This window comes from Croceibacter sp., assembly GCF_002716225.1.
In the GTDB taxonomy this organism is placed as follows: domain Bacteria; phylum Bacteroidota; class Bacteroidia; order Flavobacteriales; family Flavobacteriaceae; genus Croceibacter; species Croceibacter atlanticus.
The window spans coordinates 99,943-119,952 of the sequence record NZ_PAZX01000010.1 but is presented as its reverse complement, the minus strand read 5'-3'; the positions used below and the strand labels follow the sequence as shown (position 1 = coordinate 119,952).

Below are 20,010 nucleotides of genomic sequence, written 5' to 3'. Positions count from 1 at the left end.
AAAAACTTTTAAATACAGGATGTTAACCTCTAAATAGAAAGAAGTCTTCTTTCATAAGTTCTATTTCTGAAGTCTTGTTGGTTATAATAAACTCCAATGCACGTTCTGTAAATTTTTGCCCTTTGTCTGTTAGGGTTACAATATTCTTTTCTATTGAAATCATATTGTTTCTTAAAGCCAGATCCAACACAGTTTTTGAACGAATTTTTTGCCAATTTATATGTTCCTGTAAATGATTAACGTGTCGCTCACGTTCTTCTGAATGATTTTGAAGATGCAGTAAAAAAGTAAGTAGAGAAACTTCTTTTCGTTGTCTTTTTTGTCTAAACATGACAGAAATTAATCCTTTATTAGGAGCAAAGAAATAAACCATTAAAAAGATTACGCCAAGCATAGTTGTCATTGATCCTGCAATGGAACCATCCAAAAGATTGGCTAGCCAATATCCAGAGATAGCGGCAAATACCCCAAATGTACAAGATAGCAGCAGCATTTTCTTTAAATCGTTTGTTAAGAGATAGGCAGATGCTGCTGGAGCAATCATTAATGCAACTACCAAAATAGCACCTACGGCATCAAAAGCTCCTACAACTGTAATAGAAGACACTGTCATTAAACCATAATGAATAAGTATGGGAGAAAAACCTAATGTTGCAGCAAGTCCTTTATCAAATGTGCTTAATTTTAATTCCTTGAAAAACATGATTAGCAAAGTAATTGTAATCAACAAAATTGTGCCAATTACCCACAACGATTTTGGTCCTAAATCTATATCATTAAAGAGGAGTCTGTCAAAAGGAGCAAAGGCAAGTTCTCCCAACAATACCGCATCAATATCTAAGTGTACGTCATTTGCATTCTTAGCAATTAAAATAACACCTATACTAAACAATGCAGGAAACACTAATCCTATAGCAGTATCTTTTTTTACTAAGCCAGTTTTTTGAATAAATTCTACTAAAAACACCGTAATAACACCCGAAAATGCAGCTAATAGAATTAGAATAGGCGAATTTAAATCGTGTGTAATAAAAAAACCTAAAACAATACCCGGCAAAATTGAGTGACTTATAGCATCACTAATCATAGCCATTTTACGGAGTACTAAAAATGTTCCTGGAATGGCACAAGCTAGGGCTACTAACATTGCTATAAGCTGTATGTCTATTTGTGCGCTACTCATCTGTATTGTCTTTCTTGTATAAATTCTCTGCTTTTTGATAGCCTTTTTCTGTCATAGACCACAATTTACCTTGTATCGCGATGTACTCTTTCTCTTCTAGCCTTCCTAAAGTTTTTCTGGTAAAACCTTGAAAATTATTTAAAATACGAATAGTATGAGGGTGAGATTTATCACTGTGATTTTTTGCAATACCGTACATAAATGCTAAGGTTTTGTGTTGCTCTAAATCTCTACGGTTATTAATAAGACGAAGTTGTCTAAATAAAATACCTCTATTGGGTGAAAAAATAAATGATATTAATACAAAAACACCAGCAACGAGTACTATAACTGGTCCTGTAGATAGGTTATTTTGGCTTGCACTTATTGCTGTACCAAAAACACCAGAACAAAGACCAAATATTGCAGAAAGTAGTACCATAACGCTAAGCTTATTTGTCCATTGTCTTGCTGCTGCTGCTGGAGCCAAAAGCATCGCACTCATAAGAACCACGCCAACTGTTTGTAAGCCAACAACAATGGCCAACACAATAAAAGATGTAATTAAGACGTCTAAAAATTTGGTGTTAAATCCTAGAGTTTTAGTGTAATCTGCATCAAACAGTAATAGTTTAATTTCTTTCCAGAATAGTAATAGAATTATTAAACTCACACCAGTAATTCCTGCCATTAACCAAACATCACTTTCTAGTAGAGTGGCTGCTTGGCCAAACAAATACTTGTCTAATCCTGCTTGATTTGCATTAGGCATTTTCTGAATAAAGGTTAAGAGTAACATCCCGAAACCAAAGAATAATGATAAAATGAGCCCTAAGGCTGTATCACTTTTTAAGTGTGTTTTACTAGTTATACCTCTTATCCACCACGTGCCAAGTAAACCGCTAACTAATGCACCTAAAAGTAAGGTGTAGGTGTCTTTTGCACCTGTAATAAGAAATGCCAATGCTATACCTGGTAATGCTGCATGAGAAATAGCATCTCCAAGTAAACTTTCTTTTCTTAAAACGGCAAAGCTACCAAGCATACCACATATTGCACCTAGTATAGCCGTACCTAAGGTTATGGTTCTTAGCGTGTAATCTGTAAAGAAATCTGTAATATCCATACCTATGCGTTTACAGAAACCTTATAGTTAATTCCGTAGGTTTTAGTTAGGTTGTCATCATTAAAAATGTCTCTAACAGGTCCAGAAGCTATGCCCTTTACATTTAAAAATGTTACCCAATCAAAATATTCTGGTACAGTTTGTAGATCATGATGTACTACAATTAAGGTTTTTCCAGCTTTTCTAAGTTCTTTTAAAATATTGATTATTGCCTTTTCTGTAGTAGCATCTACACCTTGAAAAGGCTCGTCCATAAGATAAATACTTGCATTTTGGACCAAAGCTCTAGCTAGAAAAATACGTTGTTGCTGGCCACCGCTAAGTTGAGATATTTGCCTATTCTTAAAGGCAAGCATTCCAACCTTTTCTAAAGCCTCTAAAGACGCTTTCTTTTCTTTTTTGCCAGGTCTTCTAAGCCAACCCAAACTACCGTAGGTTCCCATCATTACAACATCTAGTGCTGTTGTAGGAAAATCCCAATCTACACTACCTTTCTGAGGCACATAAGCTACTTCATTTACCTGTTTTTTATAATCTTTTCCAAACACTCTTACTGTGCCGGCAATAGGTTTAATAATACCGAGTATAGACTTTATTAAGGTAGATTTTCCTGCACCATTTGGGCCTACAATAGCCATGAGAACACCTTCTGGAATAGCAAGATCTATATCCCATAACACAGGCTTATAGTTGTAGGCAACCGTAAGATCATCTACCTGTATGGCATACTTTTTCTTAACCTCTATTTTGTTTGAATCTTTTATCATATTTATCACTAAAACTTAGTTGCGCTTACTTAAGTGCATTTACTATAGTGTTTACATTGTAGGAGAACATACCGATATATGTGCCTTCAACAGTTCCCTTATTTCCCAATGCATCTGAGTATAATGTTCCGCCAATTTCTACATTAAATCCTTTAGACTTTACAGATTGTTGTAAGGCTTCAATAGTACGTTTAGGAACACTACTTTCTACAAAAATAGCTTTCACCTTATTGTCAATTATAAATTTAGATAAATTTTGAACGTCTTGAACGCCAGCTTCAGTAGCGGTTGATAAACCTTGTAGCCCAATAACTTCAAAACCATATTCTTTGCCAAAGTAATTAAAGGCATCATGAGCAGTGACTAAAATTCTTTGTTCTTCAGGAAGAGTACTTATAGTTTTAATAACCGCTGCTTCTAATGTGTCTAATTTTTTTATGTAGTCATTCCTGTTAGCTTCAAAATAATCAGCTTGTTCTGGTACAGCTGCTTTTAATTCTTCTGTAAGTGAATTAGTTATCTGTTTCCAATACTTAATATTGAACCAGATATGAGGATCATAGCTAGATGCAAAATATTCAGAGCTTATAAGTCCTGATTTATCTAAATTGTCTGCTAAAGCTTTTGTGGTAACTCTGTTACCCATTTTCTCAAAAACTTCGACTAATTTACCTTCTAAATGTAATCCGTTATAAATAACAAGGTCTGCATTTGCTAGTTTGCTAACATCACCTTCACTAGCTTTATAAAGGTGAGGATCTACACCACTTCCCATTAACCCTTGTAACTCAATTTGGTCTCCTCCAATATTTTCAGCTAAATCTGTAAGCATTGTTGTGGTAGTAACCACTTTTAGCTTTCCGGTGTTTTGTTCCTTAGTGTGTTTGCAGCTTGCAAATAAAAGTAAGGACAGTGATATAATTATAATATGTTTCATCTTGTAATTTATTATTTAGGTAGTCTAAAACTTACTCCAGCACTAACCAGTAAATCTTGATTTGTATTTAAACCACTACCAATAGTTGCATCTAGTTGAAAGTTTGGTTTTAATAAATATGTAAAGCCAGCATCCCAAAGGTGGTTTGCGCTATTGTTTTCTGGTAAATCTCCATATAGTTCTACGTAAGCTCCCAATTTATTTGTTATGCTATACCCATATACCAATGTGTATATATATGCTATTTCTGGTGAGTCATCTCCCCATTGAGCACCCAGATTATATGAAAGGCTCGATTTTTCTGAGAGCGTATGTGCAAAAGAAAATCTAAAATCTGCACCTGTAGTTTCTGGCTTATAGTCACTGCCTGCTGTAAATGGTAATCTTAAATGTCCTAAAAGACCAATTTTAGGTAATACACCATTTTCTTCAGCAATACCAACTTTTACACCTAAGAGCATAGGAGTAAAGCCACTTAGTTTATTGTCAAATTCATTGCCATCATTACTAAATCTTGTTTCAACAAAATCTAAACCTAAACGTAGCTCTAAATTGTCTAATAAGCCATAACGTACTAGTGTAGTATTGTAGCCAATAGCTTCTGTTTTAAAACCTTCATCTTCGTCTTGTGTGAAAAAAGCTCCGGTTTCAACTTGTATATATCCTTTTGTAACTAATGCTGGAGACTCGGTTTGGTCTGGTCTGTCTGTAACCAACGCGCCAGGATCCTGTGTTTCTTGTGCGCTCATATTTAGCGTTATAAGCATTACACTTAACAATACTATTATTTTAATAGATGTAATATGTTTCATTTGAGTAATTTTGTATTTTACATTCGCAAAACTATAAAAGTTAGGTATGACTAACAAATTTAATTCGATAGAATTAACCAAAAGTGAAGAAGACTACTTAAAAGCTATTTTTCAACTTATGTTAGATTCTGATAATGAAAAGGTTGGAAACAATAAATTGGCAGATTATCTTAATATTTCGCCAGCCTCTGTAAATAATATGGTGAAGAAGTTAAAATTAAAAAAACTACTTAAAAGCGAGCGTTATGCCAAGTTGCAGCTTACAGATTCTGGTAGGGATATTGCCGTAGGGTTAATAAGAAAACATAGACTCTGGGAAACATTTTTAAGTAAATATTTAAATTTCACTTGGGATGAGGTTCATGACGTGGCAGAACAGCTAGAACATGTAAAATCTCCTAAACTTATAAATGAGTTAGACAGGTTTATGGATTTTCCCAAGAAAGATCCACACGGTGAAGTTATTCCTGATGCAGAAGGTAATTATAGGACGTTTGAGAAAGTTACGCTTGCCTCATTAGACAGCGGAACCATTTGTAAATTAATCTCTGTAAATGATGGCTCTGTAGAGTTTTTAAGGTATGTTTCTGAAATAGGGTTAGCTTTATCAAGCGAGATAAAAGTTATAGAAAAACGTAGTTTTGATAATTCTGTGAAAATTGAATTTAATGACAGTATTGAAACCGTGTCTCAAAAATTTGCGGATAACGTATTTGTTGAAATTCTATCAAATTAAACACTTATGTCTTACGCGGTAATATTTACTTCCAAGCAATCTTCAAATACAAAAGGCTACGCTAGTATGGCCAATAAAATTGAAGAACTCGCAAAAATACAACCTGGTTTTTTAGGTATTGAAAGTGCTAAAGATGGTATAGGTATTACGGTAAGTTATTGGGAAAGCCTTAATCATATTAAAGAATGGAAACTACAAAGTGAACATCTTTTAGCTCAACAAGCAGGCAAATCACTTTGGTATGATTGGTACAAAGTGCGTATTTGTAAAATTGAACGAGAGTATAGCTTTACAAAACCCTAGCTGATTGTTGTTTCTTTCCTAATAAGAAGTAAAGAAAAACTCCTAATAAAGGTAACATTAGTACTACAATTATCCATACAATTTTATTATTTCCTCTAAATTCATGTCTTAAAATATCTACTAAAGAATAAATATAAATGCCTAAGACTATTAGCATTATTAGAGGAAAAATAAAGGAAAATTCAGGTTTTAAGAGTTCCATGTAAAGCGGTTTGTGCAAATTAGTAGACTACAATATATAAAAAAAAGCCTTCAATGTAATTGAAGGCTTTTCTAAATTTTATAAATCAATTTTTAGTATTATAAACTAAAAGATATTGATGGGTCTGTTGTATCATCTGGTGTTACCGTAAATGAAGTCATCTTAACCACATTGCCATCTACGCTAATAGTTAAGGCAACCTCAAAAGGATTGTTATTCTCTTCGCCATTAGGGTCTACCTCTGTATCATCAAAATCTGTATACGTTAATTGAATAACAGTATTTGCAGGAAATGGTACATCATCATAAGACAAGTTATAAGGAAATGTAGCATTTTCTTCTGTTGTTGTAAACTCATTAATTCTTGAGATTACAGTAGCGTTTCTTGAAGATGTAGTTTGTACATTAAAAGAAACTGATCCAGAGCCTGCAACCTCGTCATTAGAGTCATCACTTGAACAAGCAGTGGTTGTAACTATTAGTAAGCAAGCTAATGCTATTTTAAATAAATGTTTCATAGGTTATAATTCTAAAGCGCGTTTAACGTCATTATCCATTAATAATTCTTCTGGATTTTCTAATGCCTCTTTAACAGCAACAAGGAAACCTACAGATTCTTTTCCATCAATAATTCTGTGGTCATAAGATAATGCCACATACATTATAGGTCTAATTTCAACGTGCCCATCAATAGCAACTGGACGCTCAACAATGTTGTGCATTCCTAAAATTGCAGATTGTGGAGGATTAATTATAGGAGTACTTAACATACTTCCAAATACGCCACCATTTGAGATTGTAAAAGTACCACCTGTCATTTCATCTACAGTAATTTTACCATCTCTTGCTTTTAACGCTAAGCGCTTTACTTCATCTTCTACACCTCTAAAGCTTAAATTTTCTGTGTTTCTCATTACAGGTACCATTAAGCCTTTTGGCCCAGATACTGCAATAGATATATCCTTATAATCATAGGTAATCATTTCCTTACCTTCAATCATAGAGTTTACTGCAGGATACATTTCTAAAGCACGAACACAAGCAAGTGTAAAGAATGACATAAAGCCAAGACTTACGCCGTGTTTTGCTTTAAACTCTTCTTTATATTGTTTTCTCAAGCTAAAGATTGGAGACATATCTACTTCATTAAAAGTAGTAAGCATTGCTGTCTCATTTTTAGCAGAAACTAAACGCTCTGCTACTTTACGACGAAGCATAGATAATTTAGTGCGGCTTTCTCCTCTTTTTCCATTTCCAGGAGAACCCATAGACGGTTTTGCCTTTACAGCATCATCTTTAGTTATGCGGCCGTCTCTTCCAGAGCCACTAACATCTTTAGAGTCCATTCCTTTTTCATCTAAGATTTTCTTAGCGGCAGGACTAGGAGATCCAGTTGCGTAGTTCTTATTATCTTGTTTCTGGTCTTGAGTACTAGGTTTAGAAGGTGTTTGCTTAAGTGCATCACCTTTTTCGTTAGTGTCCTCAGTTTTTTTATTTTGTTCTTTAAGGTCTTTTTCGGCATCGTCTCCGCTACCTTCATCACCACTTGCAGCCTTGTCATCACCACCAGGTTTTTTTGCATCTGTATCTATCAAGCATACAACTGCACCAACCTCGACAGCATCACCTTCTTCTGCTTTAAGTGTAATAATACCGCTTGCTTCAGCAGGAAGTTCTAGTGTTGCTTTGTCACTATCTACTTCTGCAATTGCTTGGTCTTTCTCAACATAGTCGCCATCTTCAACAAGCCACTGTGCGATTTCAACTTCGGTTATGGATTCGCCTGGTGAAGGCACTTTCATTTCTAAAGCCATAATGTGTTTATTTTAATCTTTATTGATTGTCTAGTGTTGTTCTTATTAATTTTCTTCGGAATTATTCGGGTCTTGTAAAAACATCTTCTATAACCTTAGCATGACGTTTCTTAAACCTTACTGAACTTCCTGCTGCAGGTGCACCATAAGGTCTTCTGCTGCATACTCTAAATGATTTTGCTTCATCTAAGTGCATTAAGATGTGGCTGTAAGCTCCCATGTTTCTTGGTTCTTCTTGAGCCCAAACAACATCTTTTGCATTGCTGTATTTTTTCATAGCGTTTCTCATCTCCTCTACAGGAAGTGGGAAAAGCTGTTCTACTCTTACAAATGCAATATCATCTCTTTTATTATCATCGCGTTCTGCAGTAAGATCATAAAAGAATTTACCGGTGCAAAATACTAATGTTTTAACTTTTTTAGCGTCTGCCTCAACATCATCAATTGTCATTTGGAAAGCTCCATTTGCAATTTCTTCTTTAGTAGACACTACTTTAGGATGACGTAATAAACTTTTAGGTGTAAATACAATTAAAGGCTTTCTAAAATCTGTTTTCATTTGTCTTCTAAACAAATGATAAAGGTTTGCTGGCGTTGTACAATCTGCAACATACATATTGTCTTTAGCACATAATTGTAAGTAACGCTCCATTCTAGCCGATGAGTGTTCTGCACCTTGGCCTTCATAACCGTGTGGTAATAACATTACAAGACCATTTTGTAGTTTCCACTTGTCTTCTGCAGCAGAAATGTATTGGTCTAACATTATTTGAGCACCATTTGAGAAATCTCCAAATTGTGCTTCCCAAATAGTTAATGTTTTAGGGCTTGCCATAGCATAACCATAATCAAAACCTACAACAGCATATTCAGACAACAAAGAATTGTATATGTAGAAGTCACCTTGATCACCTTTTAAGTTGTTGAGCAATAAAATTTCTTCTTCACTCTCTTCAACTTTCACAACTGCATGACGGTGAGAGAATGTACCACGCTCAACATCTTGACCTGTCATCCTCACGTCATAACCTTCTTTTAAAAGCGTTCCGTAAGCTAAAAGCTCTCCCATTGCCCAATCGAGTTTGTTGTCCTCAAAATACATGGTTTTACGAGCCTCTATTAGCTTAGCAATCTTTCTTAGGAATTTTTTATCCTTAGGAAGTTCTGTAATTACCTCAGCAATTTCAGTAAGTTTTTCTATATCATAAGTGGTGTCAACCGGCGTCATCATCTCATCTTCTTGAGCATAATTAAAGCCTTCCCACTCATCTTTCATTATAGCGGTAATTTCTGTTTTGTCTTCTTTGCGAGAATCCTCAAGATTTTCCTCTAATTTATTTTTATAATCTTGTTCAAGTTTTGTTACATAGCTATCATCTATAACGCCTTGAGATTTTAGCTTTTCAGCATAAATTTCTAAAGGGTTTTTGTGTTTGGAGATGGCTTTGTATAGCTTAGGTTGTGTAAAGCGTGGTTCATCTCCTTCGTTATGGCCATATTTTCTATAACCTAAAAGATCTATAAACACATCGCGTTTAAACTTCATTCTAAAATCTAGCGCAAATAACATGGCGTGCACCACAGCTTCTGCATCGTCTGCATTAACGTGAAGTACAGGAGACAATGTTACTTTAGCAACATCTGTACAATAAGTTGATGAGCGGCCATCTAGGTAGTTAGTGGTAAACCCAATTTGATTGTTTACAACAATATGAATTGTACCATTAGTTTTATAGCCATCTAGCTGAGACATTTGTACTATTTCATAAACAATACCTTGTCCTGCAATTGCGGCATCACCGTGAACTACAATAGGTAATACTTTGCTAAAATCGTCTTTGTGATGGCGATCTTGTTTTGCACGTGTTATACCTTCAACAACTGCACCTACTGTTTCTAGGTGTGAAGGGTTTGGTGCTATATTTAAATTTATTTCTTTACCACTGTCGGTTTTTCTGCAGGCTGTCCATCCAAGGTGATATTTAACATCACCATCAAAAACTTCCTGTTCGTAATCTTTACCATCAAACTCACTAAAGATGTCTTTTGCGCTCTTTCCAAAAATGTTGGTAAGCGTGCTAAGGCGACCTCTATGCGCCATTCCCATAACAAAATCTTCAACACCTTGCTCTGCGGCATTTTCAATTAATGCATCTAAGGCAGGAATTAAACTTTCATTACCTTCTAATGAAAATCTTTTCTGGCCAACATATTTTCTGTGTAAGAATGATTCAAACGATACAGCTTCATTCAATTTTTTAAGAATGTGCTTTTTTTGATCGTTAGAAAACTCTGGGTGGTTGTCGTTAATATTTAACTTGTCCTGTATCCACTGTATTTCTTCGGGTTTTCTTACATACATATATTCAACACCAATAGCTTCGCAATAAATGCGTTCTAGATGTGTAATAATGTCTCGCAAAGAAGCTTCGCCAATGCCAATAATATTACCAGCATTAAATTTAAGGTCTAAGTCTTGCTCAGAAAGTCCAAAGTTTGAAATATCTAGTGTTGGGACGTACTTACGTCTTTCCCTAACAGGATTTGTCTTAGTGAAAAGATGTCCTCTTGCTCTATAGCCATCAATTAGGCGTATAACTTGAAACTCTTTTAAAACAGCATCTGGTGCTTGAGATGCAGATTTAGAGTTGCTAGTGTTAGCCTGAGTTGCGTCTATATCGCCACGTTCTTCTAATCCTAGGTCAAAACCTTGAAAGAAAGCGCGCCAGCTTGGCTCTACGCTATCTGGATATTTTAGGTACTGGTCGTAAAGGTCGGCAAAATAAGATGTATGTGCCGCGTTGAGAAATGAAAATTGATCCATAAAAGGAGTACTCTCGATTTTGTTTTAAAAACTAAGCAAAAATACAACAATTCAGGATAATAGACTTTTGAATTACTATATTTATGAACTATTTAATAAAGCTTAACGCTATGAAACTCATTATTAACACTTTCTTTTCTTCAAAATTTAAGCTATTAATTGTGCTTTTGGTCATTTCTTGTGCAACACAAGCACAGAGTGGATCTGGTTTTTCTAACAATTTGAGAATAGGAGGAAGTCTTGGATTAGGATTTGGAGATGGCTTTTTTACCGCAAATCTGGCACCTTCTGTTATTTATGATATTAATAATTATTGGTCTGTAGGTACTGGTTTAAGTGGTAGCTACACATCTTTTGATGATGCGAGAGCTTATACAATAGGAGGAAGTGCATTGGCTTTTTTTAGACCAATATCCAACCTAAGACTATCTTCTGAATTTGAGCAATTGTATGTAAATTTTAAACGTGAATTAGACGGTTCTACCTTTGAAAGAAATTATACCTATCCAGCATTGTTTTTAGGAATTGGGTATACCACAGGTAACTTAACTGCTGGTGTGAAATATGATGTGCTGTTTGATGAAGATGATAGTATTTATAGCAGTGCTCTTGTACCTTTTATTAGCGTGTATTTTTAATTAATGATTATGAAATATTTAATTATTCTAGTGTCCTTGTTTGTTTCAAATCATGTGTTATCACAGGAGATAAGTCTTTCTTTTATGGAAGGTGAGTGGAAAGTTTCTGATAAGGAAGTTTATGAAGCTTGGAAACCGTCTGATACTAATATTTTAACAGGAGAAGCTTATACAGTTAAAGAGAATGGCTCTAAGAAAATAGCAGAACGTTTAGCTATACGAAAGGTTAAGAAAGATATTGTTTATTCTGCAATGGTACCAAATCAAAATGCAGGAAAGGCAATTGATTTTGTTTTAAATCAGATTGATGAGAACACGTATTCTTTTGAAAATCCAAATCACGATTTTCCTAAGAAGATTATCTATAAAAAAGTTTCAGACAGAGAACTGTTTGTAGTTGTACAAGGTAAAGATGTTACAGAGGCGTTTAATTACACACTTTTAAAGCAAACCAATTAGTAGTTGGCTTTATACCATACTTTCATCCAGCAACGTTTCAATATTAAGAACGAAATATCTTTTGAGAACTGTTCTAAATTTTCAGCTTTTAAGTGTTTTATAGATTGTTCTGGTACATCTATGATATAAAGTAAATTTATATATGTAGAAGTGTCATACTGTAATAAATAGTATATTTTAGACTCTATACCATCTAAAAGAGAGTTTGGTGTTGTGCTTTCAATTGTATCAATATCTAAGTCTACACTTGCCAAATTAAAATCTTTCTCAACTTGAACCACTAGATTCTTAAAAAGATTAAGAGAGGTAGCTTCTTCAAATAGATTAACAGCTGAAGATATAGCTTCGGGTTTTTGCATTACACAGTTCTGTTCATAAGGATGTTTCCAAACTCAATAAGACCTTTCTTTTTGTCTTCTGAAATGCTAATATGGTCTAGGCACTCAAAAGCTTTTTTTGTGTATTTCTCAATTTCTTGTCTTGTAAGTTCAGATGCGCCACTATTTTCAAAAATAGTTTTTACAGTTTCTATTTTGTTTTCAGGTCGCTTTGGACTTAAAGAGTAAAGGTGCTCAAGTTGTTTAGCATCTTCTTTGGTAGAGTTTTCAATTGCCTTTAAATAAAGGAATGTTTTTTTGTTTTCTATAATATCACCACCAACCTGCTTTCCAAATGTTTTTGGGTCGCCAAAGGCATCTAAATAATCATCCTGTAATTGAAAAGCCAAGCCAAGCAAACAGCCAAACTCATATATTTTATCTTTGCAAGTATCTTCTGCATTTGCCACAATTGCTCCCATTTGTAATGCAGCGCCTACTAAAACAGCAGTTTTAAATTCAATCATTTTAAGGTACTCTGGTATTGTAACATCATCTCTTGTTTCAAAGTCAATGTCATACTGTTGTCCTTCGCAAACTTCAATGGCAGTTTTTGTAAACAGTTTAGCAAGCTCTTTAAAGGTTGAGCCGTCGTAATTTTCAAAAAGCTGATAAGCATTTATGAGCATAGCATCTCCAGAAAGGATACCTGTATTTAAATCCCATTTTTCGTGCACAGTATCTTTGCCTCTTCGCAGTGGTGCGTCATCCATTATATCATCATGAACTAAGGAAAAGTTATGAAAAACTTCCACAGCTAAAGCAGCATCGAGTCCTTTTGTATAATCTTCACCAAAAATTTCTGTAGCCATAAGCACAAGAATAGGGCGTAATCGTTTTCCGCCAAGGTTAAGTATATAAGAAATAGGCTCGTATAAATTTTCAGGTTCTTTAACTGAAACTTTTGAGTTCATATGAGCAATGAATGCTTCGCGGTAGCTTGAAATTTCCTGCATCGAAATAAAAATTTTGTCAAAAATACTGCATTAAGGACGATTTAAAAGGATGACAATTGCAAAAGATTACTTAACAATACAATAACATAAACTTTGGAAACTATTTTTGTTTTTTAAGTTTCCTGTTGTACATTTGCAGCTTCAATATGAGAGAGACAATTTTAAATAAAGCAACAGAGCTATTCTTAGACCTAGGGTTTAAGAGTGTAACTATGGATGATATTGCTACAGAAATGGGCATATCAAAAAAAACCATTTATACCCATTTTAAAAACAAGAGTGTATTAGTTAAAGCAAGTACAGAAATATTGTTCCTAAGAATTTGTAGTGGTATAGATGGTGTAAGAAAAGAAAATCAAAACCCTATTGTGGAGTTGTACTCCATTAAGCAATATGTAATGAAGCATATGAAGAATCAAAACTCTTCTGCACAATTTCAGCTTCAGAAATATTATCCGGCAGTTTTTGCAGAAATGAGATCTAAGCAATATGACTATATGCAGGATTGTGTTGTCGAAAATCTAAATAAAGGCTTAGAGATGGGTCTTTACCGTGAAAATTTAGATGTAGAGTTTGCTTCACGAATTTACTTTCTTGGAATGGTAGGTATAAAGGATAATGATATGTTTCCAGCAGATCAATTTCCCATGATTACCCTCATGGAAAAATATTTAGAATACCACCTAAGAGGAATTGTAACCCAAAAAGGATTAAAAAAACTAACAGAAACAATTGAAAACTATACACCTAATGACTTATAGAATAGTAATGCTCCTGCTCTTTGTGAGTAGTGTGGCATTTTCACAAGAAGCCCCTAAATCCTACAGTTTTTCTTTAGAGGAAGCTGTAAATTATGCATTGGATAGCAGCTATACTGCAATTAATGCAAGACGAGATGTTGCAAAAGCTTTAAAGCAAAAATGGGAAACTACAGCAGACGGTTTGCCACAAATTAATGGCTCGGTAGATTATCAAAATCAATTAAAGCAACCTGTAACATTTATTCCTGCAGAGTTTTCTGGAGGAGAACCAGGAACCTTTACACCGGTAACCTTTGGTGCCAAACAATCTGCAAACTTAACAGCGACGTTAAGCCAAGTAATTTTTGATGGTTCTTATTTGGTAGCCCTTAAAGCCTCAACTGCATTTCTTGAATTTTCTGAAAATGCAAATGAGAAAACACGGTTAGAAGTAAGAAAAGGTGTAATTAACGCTTATGGTGGTGTGTTGCTAACAGAAGAAAGTGTAAGCATAGTAGAAAAAAACATAGATGCGATTACAGACAATCTCTCTGAAACACAAGCATTGTATGAAGAAGGCTTTGCAGAAGAGGAAGATGCAGAGCAATTACAGATCACAAAATTGCAATTAGAAAACCAATTGAGCAATACCAAACGACAAGCAGATATTGCAAAGCAAATGTTCAATTTAGCATTGGGTATTCCTGTAAATGCACCTGTTGTATTTAAAGATGGTCTTGAGCAACTTACACTCGAAAATGTGAGTTTAGAGATTTCTGAGCAAGAACTGGCTGTAGAGGAAAATGTAGATTATAAAATTGCAGACAACCTAACCAAGCAAAGAGAGTTAGAGTTAAAACTTGAAAAAAGTAAGGCATTACCAAGCGTAAATGCATTTGTAAATTACGGAACACAAACTCAAGACGACGATTTTGTATTTTTTGATAGTGATACCAGATGGTTTCAGTCTTCAATATTTGGGGTGTCTATAAATGTCCCAATCTTTAGCTCTTTAAAACGAAGTGCTAGAACACAAAGAGCAGCAATTGCTTTAGATCAGGCTCAAACAGATTTAGAGCAAACAATTCAGCAAATTCAGTTAGACACAGATACAGCTCGTAGTGACTATCAGTTTGCTATAGAAAGTTACCAAACCGCTCAAAAAAATCTTGAGTTGGCAGAGCGAATAGAAAACAAAAACCAGATAAAATTTAGAGAAGGTATTTCTACAAGCTTTGATCTACGTCAAGCACAAACACAACTTTATAACGCCCAACAAGAACTCTTGCAAAGTATGGTAAATGTAATTACTACTAAAGCAGAGTTAGAAACGGTACTAAATACACCACAGCTAAGAGTGCCATATCAAGAAAGCAAGTAATTGCAATATTTAGAAAAAGACATACAGAAAACGAATCAACAGAAAACTATGAGATCTATATTAAAATTAATCGTATTAAGCCTTATCATCGCCTCTTGTGGTGGTAATAAAAATGAATCTGTAGATAGCCTTATTGCAGAAGGTAATATAGAGGCGCTTAAAGAGAAGAGAAGTGCTTTAAATGAAGAGCAGCGTACTGCTGCTATGCAAGTTAAGAAAATCGACTCAGTTCTAGAGTTAAAAAGCGGCAACAAGAATTTGCCTTTAGTATCTACTATCGTTGTAAAAGATACTTTATTTAACCACTATTTAGAGCTTCAAGGTAGTGTGGAAACTAAGCAGAATATTGTAATATCTTCAGAATACAATGGCCTTTTAGAGCGTATTTATGTAAAAGAAGGACAGCGTGTAAACAAAGGACAGCTACTTGCAAAAATAGATGATGGAGGTATTTCCCAGCAGCTTGCACAAATGGAAACACAGTTAGCTCTAGCTAAAACAACTTTTGAACGCCGCCAAAGACTTTGGGAGCAAAATATAGGTAGTGAAATTGAATACCTACAAGCTAAAGCTCAATATGAAGGACAACAAAACTCTGTTGCACAGATGAGAAGCCAAGTAGGTAAAACAACTATAAGAGCACCATTTTCTGGAACTATTGAAGATGTAATAGCAGAGCAAGGTACCGTAGTAGCATCTGGACAAACCCAAATAATGCGTTTGGTAAGTTTAGAAGACATGTATATAGAAGCAGAAATCCCTGAAGATTACTTAACATCTGTATCAGAAAACACACCGGTAACAATAAACTTCCCTATTCTTAATAAAACAGTAGACTCTAAGGTAAGACAAGCAAGTAATTACATAAGTCCCAGTAACAGAACGTTTAGAATAGAAGTGGCTGTGCCAAATAAAGACAAGTCTATAAAACCAAACCTAACTGCACGATTAAAGATTAATGATTACACTTCAGAAAAAGCACTACTTATACCACTAAGCGTTATTTCTGAAAATGCAGATGGTGAGCAATATGTTTATATAGCTGAAGGAGAAGATACACCAGTTGCAAAACGTCAAATTATTGAAACAGGACGTTCTCAAGGGCAAAATATCGAGGTGCTTTCAGGATTAAGTAACGGAGACTTTGTTATTAAAGAAGGTGCTCGTACAGTAAAAGAAGGCCAAGAGTTACAAATAAAAAATTAAGGATTGTTTTTAAAGCTCTTAGCAGGATTTGCTATGGGGCTTTACAAAACCAACCAAATAATACTATAATATGAGCAGTAATAAAGCACAAAAAAATGCCGATAAGGAGTTTGGCATGTCGTCTTGGGCAATAGACAGTAAAACTACCATCTGGGTAATGATTGCCATTTTTCTTGCTCTAGGTGTTTCAGCATACTTTACGCTTCCTAGAGAAAGTTTTCCAGAAATTGAAGAAACCAAAGTATACATAAGCACGCCTTATCCAGGAAATACAGCAGAAGACATAGAGCGTCTCATTGTAGATCCTTTAGAGGATAGATTAAAAAACGTGAGTAATGTTGTCGAAATCATTTCAACAGCTCAAGAAGATTATGCAATAATTACTGTAGAATTTGATGAGGAGATTACTGTTGAGCAAGCTAAAACTAAGGTAAAGGATGAGGTAGATGCAGAAAAAGCAAGTGAAGACTGGCCAACGTTTAATGATGCTAAAGTAGAGCCTAATGTTTTCGATTTAAATATAGCTGAAGAAACACCAATCCTTAATATTAATATTGAAGGTGATTATCAGGTAGAGCAACTTAAGGAATATGCAGAATACTTAGAAGATGAAATTGAAGACTTGCCGCAAATTAAGCAAGTAGACATTAGAGGTGCTCAAGAGAAAGAGGTTGAGGTAGCTGTAGATATTTATAAAATGATGGCTGCCCAAGTTAGTTTTGATGATATACTAAACGCTATTCGTGGTGGTAATATGACCATTAGTGCTGGTAACCTAATAAAAAGTGGACAGCGCCGTACCATTAGAGTTTTAGGTGAAATACAGTCTCCAGAACAGCTTAATAATTTTGTGGTAAAATCTCAAAACGGAGCAGTTTACCTTAAAAACATAGCTAATGTAACGTTTAAGGAAGAAGATAACACCACCTATGCTAGAGAGTTTGGCGAGAGTGTAGTTATGTTAGACGTTAAAAAACGCTCTGGAAAAAATATGGTCGAAGCTGTAGACCAAATTAAAGTTATTGTTGAAGAGACAAAAGCAAATGTATTTCCACCAGATTTAAAGGTGACTTTAGCTAATGATCAATCTGAAAAAACAATTAACCAAGTAGATGACCTTGTAAACAATATCATCTTTGGTATTATACTAGTAGTTACAGTATTAATGTTTTTCCTAGGGTTTAGAAATGCACTTTTTGTTGGGTTTGCAATTCCTATGTCTATGTTTATAGCATTCTTTATCCTTCAGCTATTAGGATATACTATGAATACCATGATTCTTTTCGCATTAATTATGGGGCTAGGTATGATGGTAGATAATGGTATTGTGGTAGTAGAAAACGTATACCGTCTTATGGATGAAGAAGGTATGAGCCGTATTGAAGCTGCTAAAAAAGGTATTGGAGAAATTGCTGTGCCAATTATCATTTCTACATTAACTACTGTTGCAGCATTTGTTCCGTTAGGAATGTGGCCAGGCGTTATGGGAGAGTTTATGAAATACTTCCCTATTACTCTGTCTATAGTACTAGGCTCGTCTTTATTTGTGGCAATTTTCATGAACTCCATGTTAGTGTCTCAGTTTATGAGTACAGATGAAAAGATAATCTCAAAGAAATCACTAAGAAGAATTACGTTTATTGGGTTGCCGTTAGGATTGCTTGTATTTTTTGTTGGAGGTCCAGTAAGAGGTTTAGGTACATTAATGATTGTGACTATTATCTTACTTTGGTTATATAAGTTCTTTATTAAAGGTTGGGCTATAAACTTTCAACGTAAAACCTTAGTAGCTTTAGAAAATAGATACAAGAGCTTTTTACAGTACGCCTTAAAAGGGCGTAGAGCTTGGGCATTTGCTGCAGGTACTTTTGGCTTGTTGTTTATTGTATTTATACTATTTGGAATATCTGTAAGAAGTGGTAGAACAAGTATTGAGTTCTTTCCTGATAATAAGCCTAACCAAATTATAGTATATATAGAATATCCTGAAGGAACAGATATCGAAAAAACTAATGAGATAGCTAAGGATATTGAAGAGCGTGTATATGCAGTACTGCAAGATGACATGTATATGGAAGACGGCAGAAATTATATGGTAGAGTCTGCTGTATCTCAAGTTGGAGAAGGAGCAGGTAACCCTCAAACAGATGGTGGTAATAGTGCAGAAATGCCACATAGGGCAAAAATTACTGCAACTATGCGAGAGTATAAGTTTAGAAAAGGTAAAGATTCTGAAGTCTTAAGACAGAAGGTTCAGGATACATTAGAAGGTGTATATCCTGGTGTTGCTATTTCTGTTGAAAAAGACTCAAATGGACCACCTGCAGGTTACCCAATTAACATTGAGCTAGAAGGACCAGATTATGATGAGCTAATCTTAGTGGCAGAACAAATGAAGAATTTCATTAATGCTTCAAATATAGAAGGTATTGCAGAGCTTAAGATAGATGTAAACCGAAGCAAGCCTGCTATGCAAGTTGTAGTAGATAGAGAGAAAGCAGGAGAGCTTGGTGTTACAACAGGACAAGTTGGTAACCAGTTAAGACGTTCTATTTTTGGAGATAAAGCTGGTGTTTATAAAAAGGATGGAGAAGATTATGATATCTATGTGAGGTTTAATGAAGATAATAGATATAATACTAGTGCTTTATTCAATCAAAACATAACATTTAGAGATCCCGCAACAGGGCAAATCAAGGAAATTCCAATTTCTGCAGTTGCTAAACAAAAAAACACATCATCTTTTAGTGCGATTAAACACAGAGATGCAGAACGTGTGGTTACAGTTTACTCTGCATTAGAACCTGGTTATACAGATGCTGCAGCTATTGTTGCGCAAATACAGGAGAAGATGAAAGAGTTTCAAGATTTGCCACAAGAAATTAAAATTGATTATACAGGGCAGATAGAAGAACAAAATAAACAAATGGCATTTTTAATGAGTGCGTTCTTTTCTGGACTGGGATTAATTATGTTAATCCTTGTATTCCAATTTGGATCAATTTCAAAACCAACAATAATTATGATTGCTATATTCCTAAGTTTAATAGGAGTGTTTGGCGGTATAATTATAACTGGAGCATCTTTTGTAATAATGATGACTATGATGGGGATAATTTCGTTAGCGGGAATTGTTGTAAATAATGGCGTAGTATTATTAGACTATATCCAGATTCTTATAGATAGGCGCATGGTAAAATTAGGTATGAGTGATGGAGATTTATTACCTAGAGAAGAAATGACAGATATAATTATTGAAGCTGGTCGTGCAAGATTAAGACCTGTACTATTAACAGCAATAACTACTGTATTAGGTTTAATTCCATTAGCTATTGGTTTAAATATAGATTTCTTTGGCTTATTTGGTAGTCTAAATCCTGATGTATATATGGGTGGAGATAACGTTATATTCTGGGGTCCATTGGCAAAATCTGTAATATATGGACTTATTGTTGCTACCTTCTTAACACTAATTATAGTACCAGTATTATTTTATCTAGTACATAGAAACAAGCTTAGGTTTAGAAAGCGTTTTAATAAAGAAAAGCTTCACGATATACATCAATAAAA

General features: G+C 34.7%; 19 protein-coding genes. 8 read left to right on the top strand and 11 right to left on the bottom strand.

Translation table 11 applies throughout. The annotated features are described in order from the left end of the window. Positions 1 to 22 precede the first annotated feature (22 nt). From CL818_RS07765 to CL818_RS07745, 5 genes are read right to left on the bottom strand one after another with little or no spacing between them, the layout of a single operon-like run. Entirely contained in the window at positions 23 to 1,183 is a 1,161-nt protein-coding gene (locus tag CL818_RS07765; RefSeq protein ID WP_013186177.1) for a metal ABC transporter permease, read from the bottom strand. Beyond that, positions 1,176 to 2,288 carry a metal ABC transporter permease gene (locus tag CL818_RS07760; RefSeq protein ID WP_272973016.1) on the bottom strand — a complete coding sequence of 371 codons (1,113 nt, stop codon included), beginning with the start codon at positions 2,286 to 2,288 and terminating at the stop codon, positions 1,176 to 1,178. Before CL818_RS07760 ends, CL818_RS07765 begins: the two co-directional genes overlap by 8 nt. Before the next feature lie 2 nt (positions 2,289 to 2,290). Then, positions 2,291 to 3,055, bottom strand: coding sequence for a metal ABC transporter ATP-binding protein (locus CL818_RS07755; RefSeq protein WP_272973017.1), 765 nt, complete (start codon positions 3,053 to 3,055; stop codon positions 2,291 to 2,293). A 25-nt stretch (positions 3,056 to 3,080) separates the two neighbouring features. Next, on the bottom strand, positions 3,081 to 3,992 hold the full coding sequence (locus tag CL818_RS07750) for a metal ABC transporter solute-binding protein, Zn/Mn family (protein ID WP_013186174.1): 912 nt from the start codon (positions 3,990 to 3,992) through the stop codon (positions 3,081 to 3,083). Positions 3,993 to 4,003: 11 nt separating this feature from the next. After that, entirely contained in the window at positions 4,004 to 4,804 is an 801-nt protein-coding gene (locus CL818_RS07745; RefSeq protein ID WP_272973018.1) for a transporter, read from the bottom strand. Positions 4,805 to 4,850: 46 nt separating this feature from the next. On the opposite strand from CL818_RS07745, the gene CL818_RS07740 reads away from it, so the two are divergent. Together CL818_RS07740 and CL818_RS07735 are read left to right on the top strand one after the other, a co-directional pair. After that, positions 4,851 to 5,540 (top strand): metal-dependent transcriptional regulator, encoded by a 690-nt coding sequence (locus CL818_RS07740; RefSeq protein WP_286972580.1) that lies wholly within the window; start codon positions 4,851 to 4,853, stop codon positions 5,538 to 5,540. 6 nt (positions 5,541 to 5,546) lie between these two features. Next, complete coding sequence (locus CL818_RS07735; protein WP_272973020.1) at positions 5,547 to 5,843, top strand: antibiotic biosynthesis monooxygenase family protein; 297 nt, start codon at positions 5,547 to 5,549, stop codon at positions 5,841 to 5,843. On the opposite strand, the gene CL818_RS07730 is transcribed toward CL818_RS07735, so the two are convergent. The 4 genes from CL818_RS07730 to CL818_RS07715 all read right to left on the bottom strand — a co-directional run bounded on the left by CL818_RS07730 (position 5,830) and on the right by CL818_RS07715 (position 10,683). Next, positions 5,830 to 6,000 carry a PLD nuclease N-terminal domain-containing protein gene (locus CL818_RS07730; RefSeq protein ID WP_272973105.1) on the bottom strand — a complete coding sequence of 57 codons (171 nt, stop codon included), beginning with the start codon at positions 5,998 to 6,000 and terminating at the stop codon, positions 5,830 to 5,832. The two genes, CL818_RS07735 and CL818_RS07730, sit on opposite strands and share 14 nt — an antisense overlap. Before the next feature lie 143 nt (positions 6,001 to 6,143). After that, positions 6,144 to 6,563, bottom strand: coding sequence for a hypothetical protein (locus CL818_RS07725; RefSeq protein ID WP_013186169.1), 420 nt, complete (start codon positions 6,561 to 6,563; stop codon positions 6,144 to 6,146). A 3-nt stretch (positions 6,564 to 6,566) separates the two neighbouring features. Then, positions 6,567 to 7,859 carry a 2-oxoglutarate dehydrogenase complex dihydrolipoyllysine-residue succinyltransferase gene (gene odhB / locus CL818_RS07720; RefSeq protein ID WP_013186168.1) on the bottom strand — a complete coding sequence of 431 codons (1,293 nt, stop codon included), beginning with the start codon at positions 7,857 to 7,859 and terminating at the stop codon, positions 6,567 to 6,569. A gap of 61 nt (positions 7,860 to 7,920) precedes the next feature. Beyond that, positions 7,921 to 10,683, bottom strand: a complete 2,763-nt coding sequence (locus tag CL818_RS07715; RefSeq protein WP_272973021.1) for a 2-oxoglutarate dehydrogenase E1 component — start codon at positions 10,681 to 10,683, stop codon at positions 7,921 to 7,923. 110 nt (positions 10,684 to 10,793) lie between these two features. On the opposite strand from CL818_RS07715, the gene CL818_RS07710 reads away from it, so the two are divergent. Beyond that, positions 10,794 to 11,321: an alpha-ketoglutarate decarboxylase gene (locus CL818_RS07710; RefSeq protein WP_272973022.1), complete on the top strand. Its 528-nt coding sequence runs from the start codon at positions 10,794 to 10,796 to the stop codon at positions 11,319 to 11,321. Between the two features lie 9 nt (positions 11,322 to 11,330). Beyond that, positions 11,331 to 11,780: a DUF6265 family protein gene (locus CL818_RS07705; RefSeq protein ID WP_272973023.1), complete on the top strand. Its 450-nt coding sequence runs from the start codon at positions 11,331 to 11,333 to the stop codon at positions 11,778 to 11,780. Here the strand turns inward: CL818_RS07705 and CL818_RS07700 are convergent. Then, complete coding sequence (locus tag CL818_RS07700; protein WP_272973024.1) at positions 11,777 to 12,139, bottom strand: hypothetical protein; 363 nt, start codon at positions 12,137 to 12,139, stop codon at positions 11,777 to 11,779. The genes CL818_RS07705 and CL818_RS07700 overlap by 4 nt on opposite strands. Continuing rightward, complete coding sequence (locus CL818_RS07695) at positions 12,139 to 13,113, bottom strand: polyprenyl synthetase family protein (protein ID WP_272973025.1); 975 nt, start codon at positions 13,111 to 13,113, stop codon at positions 12,139 to 12,141. The genes CL818_RS07700 and CL818_RS07695 overlap by 1 nt, the downstream gene beginning before the upstream one ends. A 146-nt stretch (positions 13,114 to 13,259) precedes the next feature. Here CL818_RS07695 and CL818_RS07690 point away from each other — a divergent pair, with 146 nt between their 5' ends. The 4 genes from CL818_RS07690 to CL818_RS07675 all read left to right on the top strand — a co-directional run bounded on the left by CL818_RS07690 (position 13,260) and on the right by CL818_RS07675 (position 20,008). Further along, a complete protein-coding gene (locus CL818_RS07690; RefSeq protein ID WP_272973026.1) occupies positions 13,260 to 13,874 on the top strand; it encodes a TetR/AcrR family transcriptional regulator in 615 nt (204 codons plus the stop codon). Continuing rightward, positions 13,864 to 15,234 carry a TolC family protein gene (locus tag CL818_RS07685; RefSeq protein ID WP_272973027.1) on the top strand — a complete coding sequence of 457 codons (1,371 nt, stop codon included), beginning with the start codon at positions 13,864 to 13,866 and terminating at the stop codon, positions 15,232 to 15,234. Before CL818_RS07690 ends, CL818_RS07685 begins: the two co-directional genes overlap by 11 nt. A gap of 48 nt (positions 15,235 to 15,282) precedes the next feature. Continuing rightward, entirely contained in the window at positions 15,283 to 16,440 is a 1,158-nt protein-coding gene (locus tag CL818_RS07680) for an efflux RND transporter periplasmic adaptor subunit (protein WP_272973028.1), read from the top strand. A 70-nt stretch (positions 16,441 to 16,510) separates the two neighbouring features. Continuing rightward, entirely contained in the window at positions 16,511 to 20,008 is a 3,498-nt protein-coding gene (locus CL818_RS07675; RefSeq protein ID WP_272973029.1) for an efflux RND transporter permease subunit, read from the top strand. Positions 20,009 to 20,010 lie beyond the last annotated feature (2 nt).